The 15,271-nt window shown below is 51.8% G+C and carries 17 protein-coding genes; all 17 read left to right on the forward strand.

Features of this window, described 5'->3' with window-relative positions:
• Positions 1 to 21: 21 nt before the first annotated feature.
• Positions 22 to 1,179, forward strand: a complete 1,158-nt coding sequence (locus tag PSCS_RS13320; protein WP_082866620.1) for a flagellar biosynthesis protein FlhF — start codon at positions 22 to 24, stop codon at positions 1,177 to 1,179.
• A 37-nt stretch (positions 1,180 to 1,216) separates the two neighbouring features.
• A complete protein-coding gene (locus PSCS_RS13325) occupies positions 1,217 to 2,029 on the forward strand; it encodes a MinD/ParA family protein (protein ID WP_068812581.1) in 813 nt (270 codons plus the stop codon).
• A gap of 27 nt (positions 2,030 to 2,056) precedes the next feature.
• The gene (locus PSCS_RS13330; protein WP_068812582.1) at positions 2,057 to 2,794 is read left to right on the forward strand and encodes an RNA polymerase sigma factor FliA; all 738 of its coding nucleotides are present in this window, start codon (positions 2,057 to 2,059) and stop codon (positions 2,792 to 2,794) included.
• 154 nt (positions 2,795 to 2,948) lie between these two features.
• Positions 2,949 to 3,326, forward strand: coding sequence for a chemotaxis response regulator CheY (gene cheY / locus PSCS_RS13335; protein ID WP_317621813.1), 378 nt, complete (start codon positions 2,949 to 2,951; stop codon positions 3,324 to 3,326).
• Between the two features lie 112 nt (positions 3,327 to 3,438).
• Positions 3,439 to 4,125 carry a protein phosphatase CheZ gene (locus PSCS_RS13340; protein ID WP_157885720.1) on the forward strand — a complete coding sequence of 229 codons (687 nt, stop codon included), beginning with the start codon at positions 3,439 to 3,441 and terminating at the stop codon, positions 4,123 to 4,125.
• Between the two features lie 20 nt (positions 4,126 to 4,145).
• A complete protein-coding gene (locus PSCS_RS13345) occupies positions 4,146 to 6,305 on the forward strand; it encodes a chemotaxis protein CheA (protein WP_068812584.1) in 2,160 nt (719 codons plus the stop codon).
• Positions 6,306 to 6,323: 18 nt separating this feature from the next.
• Positions 6,324 to 7,415 (forward strand): protein-glutamate methylesterase/protein-glutamine glutaminase, encoded by a 1,092-nt coding sequence (locus PSCS_RS13350; protein WP_068812585.1) that lies wholly within the window; start codon positions 6,324 to 6,326, stop codon positions 7,413 to 7,415.
• Entirely contained in the window at positions 7,415 to 8,236 is an 822-nt protein-coding gene (locus PSCS_RS13355; RefSeq protein WP_068812586.1) for a ParA family protein, read from the forward strand. The genes PSCS_RS13350 and PSCS_RS13355 overlap by 1 nt, the downstream gene beginning before the upstream one ends.
• The gene (locus tag PSCS_RS13360; protein ID WP_068812587.1) at positions 8,229 to 9,143 is read left to right on the forward strand and encodes a chemotaxis protein CheW; all 915 of its coding nucleotides are present in this window, start codon (positions 8,229 to 8,231) and stop codon (positions 9,141 to 9,143) included. The genes PSCS_RS13355 and PSCS_RS13360 overlap by 8 nt, the downstream gene beginning before the upstream one ends.
• 126 nt (positions 9,144 to 9,269) lie before the next feature.
• The gene (locus PSCS_RS13365) at positions 9,270 to 9,743 is read left to right on the forward strand and encodes a chemotaxis protein CheW (protein ID WP_068812588.1); all 474 of its coding nucleotides are present in this window, start codon (positions 9,270 to 9,272) and stop codon (positions 9,741 to 9,743) included.
• Between the two features lie 11 nt (positions 9,744 to 9,754).
• The gene (locus PSCS_RS13370; RefSeq protein WP_068812589.1) at positions 9,755 to 10,147 is read left to right on the forward strand and encodes a DUF2802 domain-containing protein; all 393 of its coding nucleotides are present in this window, start codon (positions 9,755 to 9,757) and stop codon (positions 10,145 to 10,147) included.
• 101 nt (positions 10,148 to 10,248) lie between these two features.
• Positions 10,249 to 10,908 carry a cytochrome c biogenesis heme-transporting ATPase CcmA gene (ccmA, locus tag PSCS_RS13375; protein WP_068812590.1) on the forward strand — a complete coding sequence of 220 codons (660 nt, stop codon included), beginning with the start codon at positions 10,249 to 10,251 and terminating at the stop codon, positions 10,906 to 10,908.
• A complete protein-coding gene (gene ccmB, locus PSCS_RS13380) occupies positions 10,905 to 11,624 on the forward strand; it encodes a heme exporter protein CcmB (RefSeq protein ID WP_068812591.1) in 720 nt (239 codons plus the stop codon). Before ccmA ends, ccmB begins: the two co-directional genes overlap by 4 nt.
• Positions 11,625 to 11,780: 156 nt before the next feature.
• On the forward strand, positions 11,781 to 12,521 hold the full coding sequence (ccmC, locus tag PSCS_RS13385; protein WP_068812592.1) for a heme ABC transporter permease CcmC: 741 nt from the start codon (positions 11,781 to 11,783) through the stop codon (positions 12,519 to 12,521).
• Positions 12,522 to 12,545: 24 nt separating this feature from the next.
• On the forward strand, positions 12,546 to 12,776 hold the full coding sequence (gene ccmD / locus PSCS_RS13390) for a heme exporter protein CcmD (RefSeq protein WP_068812593.1): 231 nt from the start codon (positions 12,546 to 12,548) through the stop codon (positions 12,774 to 12,776).
• Between the two features lie 33 nt (positions 12,777 to 12,809).
• A complete protein-coding gene (gene ccmE / locus PSCS_RS13395; RefSeq protein WP_068812773.1) occupies positions 12,810 to 13,268 on the forward strand; it encodes a cytochrome c maturation protein CcmE in 459 nt (152 codons plus the stop codon).
• Positions 13,268 to 15,268 carry a heme lyase CcmF/NrfE family subunit gene (locus PSCS_RS13400; protein WP_068812594.1) on the forward strand — a complete coding sequence of 667 codons (2,001 nt, stop codon included), beginning with the start codon at positions 13,268 to 13,270 and terminating at the stop codon, positions 15,266 to 15,268. Before ccmE ends, PSCS_RS13400 begins: the two co-directional genes overlap by 1 nt.
• Positions 15,269 to 15,271: the final 3 nt, after the last annotated feature.

Genomic DNA, 15,271 nt, shown 5'->3' on the forward strand with positions numbered 1-15,271 from the left:
AATGAGGCGAATGAGGTGACTATGCAGGTTAGGAAATTTACAGCACGCGACATGAGGCAGGTGTTAAAGCTTGTCCGTGAAAGCCTGGGTGAAGATGCTGCCATCCTTTCCAGCCGAAGTCTGGCAGAGGGAGGCGTCGAGGTGGTTGCAACACGCGCTGAAAAACCAACGCCGCCGTCAGGCCAGGGAAGCAGCAATCCATCCAATGTCAGTCAGGCTGAATTTGGCGCCATGCGTTCCGAGTTGAACAGTATTCGCAGCCTGTTACAGCAACGTTTAAATGGTATGGCCTGGGAGCAGTTTGAGCGTCAGACACCGGCTCAGGCTACGGTCTGGGAGCGCTTTTCCACCATGGGGCTGCCAGCTCCTGTTATTCGCCAGTTGATGTCACAGATCAAGGGCAGTGGCAGTGCTGAAAAAGTGTCGGATTTATGGCGCAAGGCACTGACCGCTATGGTTAAAAGTTTACCGGCTCTGGGTTTTGATCCCATTGTTAATGGTGGTGTATACGCCTTCCTGGGCCCGACTGGCGCGGGTAAAACAACCACTATTGCCAAGCTTGCAACTCAGTATGTGCTGGCTCATGGGCCTGATGAAGTGGCACTGGTCACCACAGACAGCTTCCGTCTGGCATCCCATGAGCAATTACGTGCACTGGCCCGGATTCTTGGCGTCACCGTCCGGATTGTTGATAATCACCATTCGTTGTCTGAAACCCTGGCTTCACTGGAACACAAATCGTTGGTGTTGATTGATACAGCAGGCCTGCCCGCGGCGCATGCTGAGCAGGCCCGGCAGATTGAAAGCCTTAGGTCCCAGCCCGGTGTTCGCAAGTGGCTGGTATTGCCCGCAACAGCGCAAGGCCCGGTGCTGGAAGCCGCCTGGCGTAATTATGGCAGGGCAGATGTGGTTGCCTGTGTACTTTCGCATGTTGATGAGGCCTGCCTGTTGGGAGATGCGCTGGCTTTGAGTATCATGAAAGGATTGCCAGTGGTCTATGAGACCTTTGGCCAGTCAATTCCGGATGATATTGCCGTTGCCAAAGCACCGGCACTGGTAAAAAAGGCAATTGACCTTGGCCGTGTGTTAGCATCTGAGCCCGTGGATAAAGACCGGTTGATGCAAGGGTTTGCCACTGAGAGCAATGCGGTATTCAGAGCAGGCACATCTGCTATTTAAACTGGCCTGATTTTAAAGGCTTATGCCTGGAGCATAGATGAACAATCATTCGATACAGGTACTGGCGGTGACTGGCGGCAAAGGTGGCGTCGGTAAAACCAGCATTTCCGTTAACCTGGCCCTGGCTTTGGCCCAGACAGGGAAACGTGTTGTTTTGATGGATGCCGACCTGGGACTTGCGAATGTCGACATTCTGCTGGATGTGAAGGCAGATCGCACCATTGCCGATGTGATCACTGGCAAGTGCTCGTTGCGTGATATTCTCATTGAAACTCATGGTATTCATCTGATCCCGGCCTCTTCTGGCGTACAGTCGCTGGTTGCTATGGGGCCAGCCGAACACGCGGGTATTATTCATGCTTTTAGTGACCTGGCTGATGAAATGGATGTGCTGGTGGTCGATACGGCCGCAGGCATTTCTGATGCTGTGGTCAGTTTTGTGCGGGCTGTGCAGGAAGTACTGGTCGTGCTTTGTGACGAGCCTTCTTCGATGACTGACGCCTATGCACTGATTAAGCTGCTTCACCGTGATAACCAGATCAATGATTTCCGGGTGTTGGCGAATATGACCCGGTCAGCTGACGAAGGTCACAAACTCTACCGGCGTTTCTCAACCGTGGCCAGCCGTTTCCTGGACGTTAATTTGCGGTATATTGGTGATATTCCCTTTGATGAGGTGGTTCGAAAGGCTGTTCAGCGTCAGCGCCCTGTCATCGAAGCGTATCCCGGCAGTCGTGCATCCCAGGCCTACCGGGAGCTGGCGAAGCAGGTAAATCAATGGCCGGTTCGCACCGTGGCGAACGGGCAGTTGGAGTTCTTCGTTGAGCGGTTGGTCCATGGTGTCGCCTGAGCACGCTGGAGCGGGGAGGAGTATGAGATGACTATGACAAGTGGAGCTACACTCTACCAGAATGTTCAATCGGCTAATGCCGATGAACTGGTCACTCTGCATGCGCCTCTGGTAAAACGAATTGCCCATCATTTGCTGATGCGAATGCCATCCAGCGTGCAACTGGATGACCTGATCCAGTCGGGTATGATCGGGCTGATAGAAGCGGCGAGAAAGTATGATGTCTCCAAAGGCGCCAGCTTTGAGACATATGCCGGTATTCGTATACGCGGTGCAATGCTGGATGAAATTCGCCGTGGTGACTGGGCGCCACGCTCAGTACACCGAAAGTTCCGGCAGGTAGCTGATGCGGTAAAAACAGTAGAAGCACGTACCGGTACTGACGCCCGTGATCAAGAAGTCGCTGACGAAATGGGCATTGACCTGGAAAGCTATTACGCTATTTTACAGGATGCTTCGGGCAGTCGTTTGTTCAGTTTTGATGACCTGACCGATACCGGCGCCGAAGAATCAATACCAGACGCCCTGAATGGCGAGGTATCCGGCCCCTCAGAGGCCTTGCAGGCGGATGCTTTTCGCGATCACCTGGCAGGCGCCATTGAATTGTTACCAGAACGGGAAAAACTGGTGCTTTCCTTGTATTATGACGATGAGCTAAACCTGAAAGAGATTGGTAAGGTATTAGGTGTTAGTGAGTCACGTGTCAGCCAGATTCATAGTCAGGCGGCTGCTCGCCTGCGTTCCCGGTTGAAAGACTGGAGTTAGTACCATCCTCATTGCGATGGCCCTCATCGCAATTCTTTTTCAAATACAGCTAAACATTTTGAGATTTCAAGCGATAACCTGCTTGGGAGATAGCGTATTGGCCTGCGCTTCCCATGACAGTACTTGCAAGCTGGAGGCGGTTTTGGACAAAAACATGAAAATTCTCATTGTTGATGATTTCTCAACAATGCGGCGAATTATCAAAAACCTGTTACGTGATTTGGGCTTTACCAATACCGCGGAAGCAGACGATGGCACATCGGCGATGCCCATGCTGGAAAACGGGCAATTCGATTTCGTTATTACCGACTGGAATATGCCGGGAATGACAGGCATTGAGCTACTGAAAGCGATACGTGCCAATGACCGGCTGAAATCGTTGCCGATTCTGATGGTAACGGCAGAAGCCAAACGCGATCAAATCATTGCAGCAGCACAGGCTGGCGTAAATGGCTATGTGGTTAAGCCTTTCACAGCGGCTGCATTGCAGGAAAAGATTGAAAAGATTTTTGAGCGTATAGACGCGCAGTAACTGCCGGGAAACGTAGATGGGCGAGATTCAGAAAAATAATGATCATTCTCGGTATGCGGAGTCACTGCGGGCATCGTCGCCGGAATTAATTCAATGCCTTCAGGCAAATGATATGGATGGTGCAATAGCCATTCTGCAACACGTAAACCTGGTTCGCGAGCAGACGCTGTATCAGGAAGTCGGGCGCTTGACCCGTGCTTTGCATAATGCGCTCAAGGATTTTCATCTGGAAATCGGCCTGGACGGCCGGCTGGATGTCAGTAGTGAGTTGTCAGAAATGGTCGACGCACGAAGTCGGCTTAACTATGTGATTGAAATGACAGAAGAAGCAGCCAACACAACAATGGATAATGTTGATGCTGCCAGCCCGCGCGTTCAGCGACTCATTGAGCGATGTAATCAGGTACAGGATATCTGGGCCAAAGAGCGGGCTGATCATGGTGATGAAGAATACAGCGCGGTCAGTCGACTATTGAGCATGATTTCTTCAGAGAGCCAGCAGGTTCAACAGCACCTGCAAAACATATTACTGGCTCAGGGCTTTCAGGACCTCAGTGGTCAGGTAATCAGGCGGGTCATTAACCTGGTCCGGGATGTCGAAGAAAGCCTGGTTCGACTGGTTAAACTGGCCAGTGAGGTGGAGCAGGTTGCTGGCATCCAGTCTGATGCTTTAACCGAAGTAAACCAGAAAGAAACCAATGTCAGCGAAGAGGGGCCTTACGTCAAAGGTGTGAGCCGTGGTGACGTAGTGAACGATCAGGACGAAGTTGACGAATTGCTGTCCAGCCTGGGATTTTAAACCAGTCGGGGGAATGGTAAATGAGTTTTATAGATGACGAAGAAATTCTGGAAGATTTCCTTCTGGAAGCTGGTGAAATACTAGAACAGTTATCAGAGCAACTGGTGCAACTGGAGCAACAGCCAGACGATAAGAATCTGCTGAATGCTATTTTTCGTGGGTTTCATACTGTCAAAGGTGGCGCCGGGTTTTTGCAACTCAATAACCTGGTGGATTGTTGCCATGAAACCGAAAACCTCTTTGATCAACTGAGAAATGGTCATTGCCAGGTATCTTCTGAGTTAATGGATGTGGTGCTGAAAGCACTGGATGCCATTAATGCCATGTTTGATCAGGTTAAAGAAAGGCAAAACCCCGATGCCGCAGATCCGGAGCTGCTTGCTTCACTGGCAGCACTGGCCAATGGTGAAGTGCCACCTGAGCAGTCTGCTTCGGGTATTAGTCAGGATGTCACCCAGGCCCGGCAGGACGAGGACCTGATGCAGCAGATCGAAGCCTCAACAGGCGCTGTCGAAGGCGCTGCTGAAGTTGAAGGTGATGCGACTGATGAAATGACAGACGAAGAATTTGAAGCGCTACTCGATCAGCTTCAGGGCAAAACCGCTGGTTCTGAACAGTCTGCTTCGCCGTCAGAAAATGCCAGCGAGCACGAGGAAAGACAGTCGAATGATGCTGGAGAAGGGGCGGCTGCCAGTCTGGGCAGTGCAGCGTCTGATGAAATCAGTGATGATGAGTTCGAGGCTCTGCTGGATGCTCTGCACGGCGAAGGTCGGCACGCCGGACTGCCATCGACAGAGGCGAGTGAATCCTCTTCAGATTCCCAGCCCAAGCCTGCTGGTAACGTGACCCCTTTCCCGACATCAACCGATGCACCGCCTGCTTCTTCGCCGGCGGAACCGGCAAAAACTGAGGCCAGGCAGCAAGCTGGCGGGGCAGCGTCTGCAACGCCCCGCCCTGAAGATAAAGTGGCAGCTGCACCTGGTAAAAAAGAGAGCAGCTCTGCTGATACGACTGTCCGGGTTGATACTCGTCGACTGGACGAAATCATGAATATGGTTGGCGAACTGGTACTGGTCCGTAACCGTCTGGTCCGGTTAGGTTCGACCGCAGGCAATGAAGTGCTTTCCAAAGCCGTCGGTAATCTTGACCTGGTAACAGCCGATCTTCAGTCCTCGGTTATGAAAACCCGGATGCAGCCTATCAAGAAGGTGTTTGGTCGTTTTCCCAGGGTTGTGCGAGATCTGGCACGCAACCTCAAGAAAGAAGTTAACCTGGAATTACTGGGTGAAGAGACTGACCTCGATAAAAACCTGGTGGAAGCATTGGCTGACCCACTGGTGCACCTGGTACGCAATGCGGTTGATCACGGTATCGAACAGCCGGAAGAGCGTGAAGCGCAAGGCAAAGCCCGGCAGGGAACGATCCTGCTGGCTGCCGAGCAGGAAGGTGACCATATCCTGTTGACCATCAGTGATGATGGCCATGGTATGGATCCGGATGTATTGCGCCGTAAAGCAGTCGAAAAAGGATTACTGGATAAAGACGCCGCTGATCGCTTAAGTGATGCTGAATGCTTTGATCTCATCTTTGCCCCGGGTTTCTCAACCAAGAGCCAGATTTCCGATGTATCCGGTCGTGGTGTGGGTATGGATGTTGTGAAAACGAAAATCTCACAGCTCAATGGCACCATCGCTATTGAGTCCCGGCCAGGCAAGGGGTCGAGAATCGAGATCAAAGTTCCACTGACCCTGGCAATTATGCCAACACTGATGATCATGGTGCGAGATCAGACATTTGCGTTACCGCTGGCCAATGTGCATGAAATATTTAACCTGGACCTCAGAAGAACACATACGGTTGATGGTCAGCAGGTAGTGACAGTCAGAGACAAATCGTTGCCACTGTTTCATTTGGGGCAGTGGCTGGGCCACGGTGTTGCCAATGATTCGGGTGACAATGGCAAAGTGTCGGATGATGCCAATGTGGTTATCGTCAATGTGGGGGCTCAACGGGTTGGCTTTGTCGTTGATACACTCATCGGGCAGGAAGAAGTTGTCATCAAGCCCCTGGGACGAATACTGCATGGAACCGCAGGTATGGCAGGCGCAACAATTACCGGGGATGGCCGCATTGCGGTCATCCTGGATGTACCTGGATTACTGAAGCGGTATGCCGCATAGGTAGATAAGGAAACTGCAATGACCACAAAAGTGCTAGTGGTAGATGATTCTGGTTTTTTTCGGCGCCGACTGACAGACCTGATCAATAAAGATCACCGCATGGCGGTAGTTGGTACTGCAGAAAACGGGCAGGAAGCGCTGGCTGCAGTGGAGCGCCTGAAGCCGGATGTGGTTACCATGGACTATGAAATGCCGGTTATGGATGGCATAACAGCAGTCCGCGAGATCAGCAAGAAATTCGGAACTCCCGTGCTGATGTTTTCCTCTTTGACCTACGAAGGGGCCCGGGTGACACTTGATGCCCTGGAGGCTGGGGCGGTTGATTATCTGCCCAAGAATTTCGAAGATATTTCCCGCCATGCTGATGAGTTGCAGCGAATTCTTTGTGACCGGCTGCAAACCATTGCCCGGGCCAAGGTTGATGAACGGCTGCAGCGCTTGGTGCCTGGCCGGTCAGAGACGGCTGTAAAAACAGCCACGGGAAAAGCCGCTGAGGACAAACCGGCAGACATATCGCCGGCTCGTGGCGCCAGAACGAAAAGTGGTTGCAAGCTGCTGGTCATTGGTGCCTCGACCGGTGGCCCAATGGCCTTGCAGGAAGTGCTGACGCAATTGCCTGCGACTTTCCCGGTTCCTGTTTTATTGGTGCAACATATGCCTGAAGCATTTACCAAGGCCTTTGCTGAACGTTTGAACAGGATTTGTGCGCTGGAGATTAAAGAAGCCAGCGACGGTGATGTGTTGCGCCCGGGATGTGCTTATCTGGCACCGGGTGGTAAACAGATGCTGGTTGAAACCCGTCAGTCTCTGATTTTAAAAGTCGTTGCCGGTGATGAGCGACTGAATTATAAACCTTCGCTGGATGTTACATTCGGCTCTGCGGCGCGAGAGTTGGGTAGTGCCGTTCTGGGTGTTGTATTGACAGGCATGGGGGCAGATGGGCGCGAAGGTGCACGAATGCTGAAAAGCAAAGGCAGCAGAATCTGGGCTCAGGATGAAGCAACGTCTGTTATTTATGGCATGCCCATGGCGGTGGCCAGAGCAGGGCTGACTGACCGGATTCTGGCGTTGCGAGATGTGCCTGTGAAGCTACGAGAGGAGCTGCAGTAATGCGTGTCTGGACAATTGCAAACCAGAAAGGTGGCGTTGGCAAGACAACTACCACGGTAGCACTGGGAAGTTTACTGGCTTCCCAGGGGAAACGTGTCCTGATGCTGGACCTGGATCCGCAGGGGTCTCTGGGCAGTTACTTCTCTCATCGCCCTGAGGATACCGGGCAAAGTAGTTATGACTGGTTCCTGCCTGCAGATCAGCTGTCTGACGAGCGTTTGATGCAGACGATTGTGGCAACCCAGGATAAAAATCTTTCTCTGGTGCCAGGCAGCACTGCACTGGCAACGTTGGAGCGCAGTGCCGTTTCACAGGAGGGGATGGGGTTGGCGATTTCCCGGGCGTTGTCCAGGCTCTGGGACAAGTTTGATTATGTGTTGATCGACAGCCCTCCGACTCTGGGGGTATTGCTGGTAAATGCATTAGCTGCATGCTCACAGCTTATCGTGCCGGTACAGACAGAATTCCTGGCGATCAAAGGGGTGGAAAGAATGTTAAATACCCTGAATATGATCAATCGTTCCCGACGTCAGCCACTGTCGTTTTTGATGGTACCAACCTTGTTTGATCGCCGTACCCATGCCAGTGTCAGCAGTTTCCGGCATATGCGAAAAACTTGGGGAGATCAGGTCTGGCCTTCAGCCATTCCGGTAGATACCCGGTTGCGTGATGCCAGCGCACAGGGTGTCACCCCGACATCACTGGGTAAAGACAGCCGCGGCATGCAGTCCTATCACTTTTTGCTGAAAACCTTGTTGAAACGTGAAAAAGAGCAAGAGCAGTCTGTTCATCTGACAGAAGGGGATGCCGTTAATGCCTGATTCTGCAAACCTTGGCCATGATGTGACAGTCAAGCATCAAAATCAGCTTGTGCAAAGTTACCTGGACAGCCTGTTGAGTGACATTACTGAGGTTGTGGCCGAAGAAAGTGTTACCAGTACCGAACAGGAACGGTCCCAACGTCAATCCATTGAAACGCCGCCTCAGGAAATCAACCCATCATCGACGAAGGCCGTAGAGGCCAGCGGTAATGTGGATGGTGCTCAGAATCAGCAGACTGGCATGGCAACTACGGTTGACATGCCTGCTCTTCAAAATGCCGGGCCGGACCAGGTGTTATCCAGAGAGCTGCAAGACAACGCTGATACCGCCATTGCGCAAGCGGCTTTGGCTGTTCCCACGCAGGACCGGCTGGCGAGTGAGTCTGAAGTTGCGTTGGAAAGTCGGCCGGGCTGGGCAGAAGAAACATTTGCCAGCTTGCTGTTTGAGGTCGCAGGTAATGACCTTGCGGCACCATTACATGAACTCGGCGGTATTTGTCCATTGACTGACAATCTCAAATTCCTCGCTGGCCAGGCAGACTGGTTTCTGGGGCTTCTCAACTGGAATGGCCGGCAACTGCGAGTTGTCGATACCGCTAAATTACTGATGTCTGAGACGCACCTTGAGAATAGCCTGGAAGAAGACTATCAGTCCGTGATCATTCTGGGTAACAGCAACTGGGCATTGGCAGTCAACCGGGCAGACCAGTCTGTCCGGCTGGATCCTCAGGACGTTAAATGGCGCACGCACCGGGGTAATCGGCGCTGGCTGGCCGGGACCCTGCAAGTTCAGTTAAGCAGCTTGATTGATGTCTCTGCACTGCGTGAGCAACTGGACGGGATGGATGAGTCGCTGAAAAACGTATTGGCTGAAGAGGCTGGTATAGATCCTGCAAGTGACAGGTAGTTCTGTTGTTTGCGGTTGAAGAAATTCCGTAAAACCCGGTGTATTGCCGAAAAGTAGCGGATTCAAGGTAATAGAAGTGCTGGAATTTTGACGCAGTGTCAGATTTAAAGCGCAGGTGAGGTAACAATGGCAGAAGTGGAACTGAAGCAGGACGATCCGGTGCTGCAGTGGGTCACCTTTCAACTGGAAGATGAGACCTATGGCGTCGATGTCATGGTGGTACGTGAAGTACTGAAGTATCAGGATATTGCGCCTGTGCCGGGGGCACCCGATTATGTCATGGGAATCATAAATATTCGCGGTACGGTGATTTCAGTCATAAATACCCGTCTGCGTTTTGGGTTGCCAGAGAAAGAGCCAGAAGAAAATACACGAATTGTGATCCTGGAAATCGGACAGCATATCGTTGGTATTGTCGTTGATAGTGTTGCGGAAGTTGTTTACATGAAGCGCTCAGAGATCGAATCAGCGCCGCAGGTGAACAAAGATGACAGCGCGCGGTTCATTCAGGGTGTATGCCATCGTGATGACAAGCTGATTATTCTGGTTGAACTGGACAAGTTGCTATCCGAGGAAGAGCTTCGGGAGCTGGATAACTGAGGAAATAAGGCATGAACAGTTGGTTGCTGATGCTAATCCCTGTCACCGTATTATTGTTGGCAATGGGCGTTACCACTGCCGTATTGCTCAAGCAATTCAGGCAAACTCGCCAGATGCTTGAGCAAAACAAAGAGCAGGAGAGGCATTGGCAGCAACAACTGATAAAAGTGCTGAGTCAGATGCAGCAGGACCAGTTTGATATGCGTCGACAAGTCAATCAGGCCCTTAAGCGTGAGACAGTGGGTGAATCGCGTGAAGCGGGTACCATGACTTATGCCCAGGCCTCGCAATTGTTACGCATGGGCGCCGACCCGGCCGAACTTGTTAAAAGTTGCGGTATGTCAGAGGCTGAAGCCCGGCTGTTGACCTTGATGGCCACGCGTCAAACCGGTCCTGCCTCCTGAATCCGGTACAGCACCACCCCCTCCTGTAGCGACAAGCAATTCCTGCCAATTCAGGGTATACTCGCGACCTTTCAAAACGCAGAGTAAGCCAGAAAATTACCATGACTATTGGCAGTAACCCTGAAGCCCTGTTGGAGGGACGTAATCTTTACTGTGAACGAGATGAGCGAGTGTTGTTCGAGCAACTCAGTTTTTCGGTTCAGGGTGGTCAACTACTGCAGGTAAAAGGGAGTAATGGTAGTGGCAAGACGACTTTGCTGCGCATTCTTTGTGGCCTGAATGACAGTTTTGAGGGTGAGCTGTATTTCCAGGGGCAATTGATTGAAGAGCAGCGCGATCAATACCTGGCCTCCTTGCTTTATATCGGCCACCGTTCTGGTGTCAGCCGGATCCTTTCACCCAGGGAAAATTTACGTTGGAGCGGGGCGTTGCATTACCCGATTGCAGATGCCGACATTGACGATGCCCTTGCTGAAGTCGGTCTTCGAGGTTACGAAGATGTTCCCTGTCACAACCTTTCAGCAGGTCAGCAGCAGCGGGTTTCACTGGCGCGTCTGCTGATTGGCAGAGCTGTCCTGTGGATTCTGGATGAGCCTTTTACCACGCTGGATGTGCACGCAGTAGCACAGCTCGAAGTCCGGCTGGCTCATCATGTGAAAAACGGTGGCGCCGTGCTGGTCACCACCCACCATGATCTGAAAGTAGATTGCCGTCATGATGTCCTTGACCTGGATGCCAGTCGAGTCAGGAGTTCTGTATGACTGATAAATCACCAGTCTCTGTGGCAGACACACAAACGTTAACTTCACTCGGTAAGGCTTTTCGTTCAACACTGTCGCGTGATTTGTTGATTGCCTTCAAGCGTCGCAATGATATTTTAAACCCTGTGATGTTCTTCCTGATTGTCGTCAGCCTCTTTCCGTTGGGGGTCAGTCCTGATCCACAACAGTTGAGTGTTATTGCCGCTGGAGTGATCTGGGTTTCCGCGTTGCTGGCGTCAATGTTGTCACTGGATAATCTGTTCCGGGCTGATTATGAAGACGGTTCGCTTGAACAGTTACTGCTATCACCTCAACCGCTTTATTTTATGGTTCTGGCGAAAAACATCAGCCACTGGCTGGTAAGCGGTTTGCCGGTTGTTTTGCTCTCGCCTGTACTGGCATACATGCTTTACCTTCCGTCCGAAGCCTACGGCACGTTGTTTATTTCATTGCTGATCGGCACCCCGGTGCTGAGCCTGTTTGGTTCGATAGGCGTTGCCTTGACCGTAGGGTTGGGCAGTCGCGGGTTGATATTGGCCGTTATCGTACTGCCATTGACGACCCCGGTGCTGATTGTTGGTGCCAAAGCTGTAGCAGATGTCTCTTTCGGTCTACCGGTTGGTACTCACTTTGCCATCCTGGGGGCCATGCTGGCACTGGCGTTAACAATTGCGCCGCTTGCTTCAGCGGCCGCCTTGAAAATCAGTGTCAACTAAATGATTTGCCGTGCAGTTTGGTCCGCGAGTCCAAAAAGCCAGGGTTACAAAGCGTAACAGCCGAACTGTCCTCGTATATGCCTGTCGTGGTATAGTTCTCAGGTTAAGAGTCGGGAGTCGGCAGGATTATGCCGAGGTTGAAAAGGTAAACAATACATGTGGTTGTGGTTCTCTAAACTGGGTTCGCCGCGGTGGTTCTATGAACTGTCAGGCAAGTGGTTGCCTTGGCTCTATGCCGCCATGGTCGTATTTATGGCTGTCGGTTTAACCTGGGCGCTGTTATTTGTTCCAGCTGATTACCAGCAGGGCGAAACGATCCGCATCATGTATGTTCATGTCCCCGTTGCCAGCATTTCACTGGCTTGCTTCCCGTTAATGGCCGTTGCTGGGACAATTACCCTGGTATGGCGCATGAAACTGGCTGATATGGTTGCCAAGTGCGTGGCACCGATTGGTGCATGGTTCAGTGGTCTGGCATTGTTGTCAGGGGCGATTTGGGGGGAGCCGATCTGGGGCGTCTGGTGGACCTGGGATGCTCGTTTAACCTCCATGCTTATTCAGTTTTTCCTGTTTATCGGAGTGATCGCGTTGCGTTCCGCTATTGAAAGCCAGGATGCTGCTGCCAAAGCCTGCGCCATTCTTGCGATCGTTGGCGCTATCAATGTCCCGATCATCAAATACTCGGTTGAGTGGTGGAATACACTCCACCAGCCAGCCAGCCGCATTTCCATGGATCCGATGGCGCCAAACCCGCCAGAAATATGGGTGCCATTACTGATTATGATTGCCGGCGTTTATCTGTTTTTTATCATTACACTGCTGTTGCGAACCCGAAATGAAATCCTTGTCCGTGAACGGCGGTCAAAATGGGTGCAGGATCTGGTTCGTAAAGGGTAAAAAGGGTAATAATAGGATCTAGCTATGTCTGAGATACAGTTCAACAGTCTTGCCGAGTTTCTGCAAATGGGCGGTTATGCCGTTCATGTCTGGCTCGTTTATCTGTCATTCGCAGTTTTTATTGGCTACAACCTGCTATCGCCAAGGTTCTCCAGACAACAGTTCATTCGCACACAAAAACGCCGTGCAGTCAGGGATGCTGAAGAGCGTCAGCGAATGGAAAAATCAGCAGACACGACAGATGACAGGCAATGATTGCCGATATCGGTTTCTTATTATGAGGTTGCCATGAAAGCACATCGCAAAAAGAAATTAAGTATTATTCTTTTTATCGCCGTGGGTTTGAGTATCGCTATTGGACTTTCCCTGTTTGCGCTAAGCAATAACATTGACCTGTTCTATACACCAACCCAGGTAGCTGCCGGAGAAGTGACTCCAGGACAACGTATCCGGGTAGGAGGCATGGTCAAGGAAGGTACGGTTGAGCATAATCAGGATGAGCTGGAAGTGAGCTTTATTACCACCGACTATAGCCACGATGTGCAGGTGTTATACACCGGGATTTTGCCAGATCTGTTCCGTGAGGGGCAGGGCATTGTGGCCGAAGGCATGTTAACGTCGGCTGGTGTTTTCCAGGCTTCCCGTGTTTTGGCCAAGCATGATGAGAATTACATGTCGGCGGAAGTCCGTTCCGCTCTGGAATCTGCTGGTGTAGACAGTGACGGCATGTCATCGGGAGCCTATTAATGATCCCTGAACTTGGCAACTTCTCACTGATTCTGGCGTTTGCACTGAGTATATTACTGGGTATATTCCCGATGGTTGGTGCAGCACGTCAAAACCAGCTATGGATGGGGCTGGCTCGTCCACTGACCGCAGGCGTATTTGTCTTCCTGTCGATCAGCCTGGCGATACTGGCATACAGTTTTGTTACCGATGACTTTTCAGTGCAGTTCGTGGCAAACCACTCCAATTCCATGTTGCCGTTGCGCTACAAGTTAACTGCCGTTTGGGGAGGTCACGAAGGGTCGTTCCTGTTCTGGACCTGGATGCTGGGTGGCTGGATGCTGGCTGTCGCGATATTCAGTAAATCCATGCCAACCGAGTTCGTCGCTCGCGTACTTTCCATTATGGGTTTAATCAGTGTTGGTTACACGCTGTTTATGCTGGCTACATCCAACCCTTTTGATCGAGCGCTGCCTCTTTCTCCTGCTGATGGCGCAGACCTCAATGCTGCCTTGCAGGATTTCGCCTTCATCATTCATCCGCCTTCCTTGTACATGGGGTATGTCGGCTTTTCGGTGGTGTTTGCCTTTGCGATTGCGGCGCTGATCAGCGGCCGACTCGACTCAGCCTGGGCCAGGTGGTGTCGCCCCTGGGCAAATGCGGCCTGGGCAATTCTGACACTGGGGCTGTCACTGGGGTCCTGGTGGGCTTATTACGAACTGGGCTGGGGCGGCTGGTGGGCCTGGGATCCGGTTGAAAATCCGCCATTGATTACCTGGCTACTTGGTGCTGCGATGATTCACTCATTGGCGGCGACAGAAAAACGTGGCGTATTCAAAAGCTGGACGGTGCTGCTGGCGATCATGGCTTTCGCCTCCAGTTTGCTGGGTACCTTTATCACCCGCTCAGGCCTGTTGACCTCGGTTCACGCCTTTGCCTCTGACCCGACCCGTGGTGTCTACATTCTGGGATTCCTGGGCTTGATCATTGGTGGCTCATTACTGCTGTATGCTATTCGTGCTCCCATCCTGAAAAGCGAGTTTGGTTTCGGTGGCTGGTCGCGTGAAGTCTTTCTGTTGGCCAATAACCTGATACTGGTGGTTGCCAGTGCTGCCATTTTGCTGGGCACTTTATACCCCATGGTCTATCAGGCGGTGACGGGGGGTGACCTGATTTCAGTTGGGCCTCCGTATTTTAATACCATCTTTTTACCGCTGGTTGGTATCCTGGTGTTGTTGTTAGGTGTCGGCCCGGTTGCCCGCTGGAAAAAAACGTCACGTGCATACCTGATAAAGCAGCTGAGTAAAGTTGCTATCGCGGCACTGGTTATTGGTGTTGCATTGCCGGTATTGCTGACTTTGGGGGTGCCGCTGACCACCATTATCGTCACTGTACTGGCTTGCTGGGTGATCTTCTCGTTGCTTCGTGATCTGCAAAGCAAGATCGCCAACAAACCGGATGTCTGGTCTGGATTAAAATCGTTGCCAGTCAGTTACTGGGGCATGCAACTGGCTCACTTTGGTTTTGTCATGACAATGGCGGGTGGTTGCCTGACCAGTATTTACAGTGTCGAAAAAAGTGTTTTGCTGGATCCTGGTGAGTCAGCCGAACTGGGGCGCTACACATTTGTCTTTGAAGGGATAGAACCGGTTCAAGGCCCCAACTTCATAGCTGACGAAGCCAGTATCGAAGTGCTGCGCGATGGTGTTTATTTTCGGCACCTTTACCCGCAAAAGCAGCTTTATACAGCGAGCAATACGCCTGCTACACACATGGGGATTGATGGACGCTTTTTCCGGGATTTGTTTGTTACGCTGGGCGATGCCCGCAATCAGGGTGCCTGGTCGATGACACTGTACATCAAACCTTTTGTACGCTGGGTCTGGATAGGCACAATTTTTATTGCTGCCGGTGGTATTCTGGCTGTAACAGATAAACGCTATCGCCGCTTTAAAGTTCGTCAGGTGCAAAGGGCAGCACCTGTCACGAATAAAGATTCGCAACCGGTAGTGGAGGGGTGATCA

This window comes from Pseudohongiella nitratireducens (assembly GCF_001642735.1).
In the GTDB taxonomy this organism is placed as follows: domain Bacteria; phylum Pseudomonadota; class Gammaproteobacteria; order Pseudomonadales; family Pseudohongiellaceae; genus Pseudohongiella; species Pseudohongiella nitratireducens.

Coding starts and splice junctions, on each gene's coding strand:
- PSCS_RS13330 (WP_068812582.1), top strand. CDS start 2,057: ATGACTATGACAAGTGGAGCTACACTCTACCAGAATGTTCAATCGGCT.
- PSCS_RS13325 (WP_068812581.1), top strand. CDS start 1,217: ATGAACAATCATTCGATACAGGTACTGGCGGTGACTGGCGGCAAAGGT.
- ccmD (WP_068812593.1), top strand. CDS start 12,546: ATGTCTGAGATACAGTTCAACAGTCTTGCCGAGTTTCTGCAAATGGGC.
- ccmB (WP_068812591.1), top strand. CDS start 10,905: ATGACTGATAAATCACCAGTCTCTGTGGCAGACACACAAACGTTAACT.
- ccmC (WP_068812592.1), top strand. CDS start 11,781: ATGTGGTTGTGGTTCTCTAAACTGGGTTCGCCGCGGTGGTTCTATGAA.
- cheY (WP_317621813.1), top strand. CDS start 2,949: ATGAAAATTCTCATTGTTGATGATTTCTCAACAATGCGGCGAATTATC.
- PSCS_RS13340 (WP_157885720.1), top strand. CDS start 3,439: ATGGATGGTGCAATAGCCATTCTGCAACACGTAAACCTGGTTCGCGAG.
- PSCS_RS13350 (WP_068812585.1), top strand. CDS start 6,324: ATGACCACAAAAGTGCTAGTGGTAGATGATTCTGGTTTTTTTCGGCGC.
- PSCS_RS13355 (WP_068812586.1), top strand. CDS start 7,415: ATGCGTGTCTGGACAATTGCAAACCAGAAAGGTGGCGTTGGCAAGACA.
- PSCS_RS13360 (WP_068812587.1), top strand. CDS start 8,229: ATGCCTGATTCTGCAAACCTTGGCCATGATGTGACAGTCAAGCATCAA.
- PSCS_RS13345 (WP_068812584.1), top strand. CDS start 4,146: ATGAGTTTTATAGATGACGAAGAAATTCTGGAAGATTTCCTTCTGGAA.
- ccmE (WP_068812773.1), top strand. CDS start 12,810: ATGAAAGCACATCGCAAAAAGAAATTAAGTATTATTCTTTTTATCGCC.
- PSCS_RS13400 (WP_068812594.1), top strand. CDS start 13,268: ATGATCCCTGAACTTGGCAACTTCTCACTGATTCTGGCGTTTGCACTG.
- ccmA (WP_068812590.1), top strand. CDS start 10,249: ATGACTATTGGCAGTAACCCTGAAGCCCTGTTGGAGGGACGTAATCTT.
- PSCS_RS13365 (WP_068812588.1), top strand. CDS start 9,270: ATGGCAGAAGTGGAACTGAAGCAGGACGATCCGGTGCTGCAGTGGGTC.
- PSCS_RS13320 (WP_082866620.1), top strand. CDS start 22: ATGCAGGTTAGGAAATTTACAGCACGCGACATGAGGCAGGTGTTAAAG.
- PSCS_RS13370 (WP_068812589.1), top strand. CDS start 9,755: ATGAACAGTTGGTTGCTGATGCTAATCCCTGTCACCGTATTATTGTTG.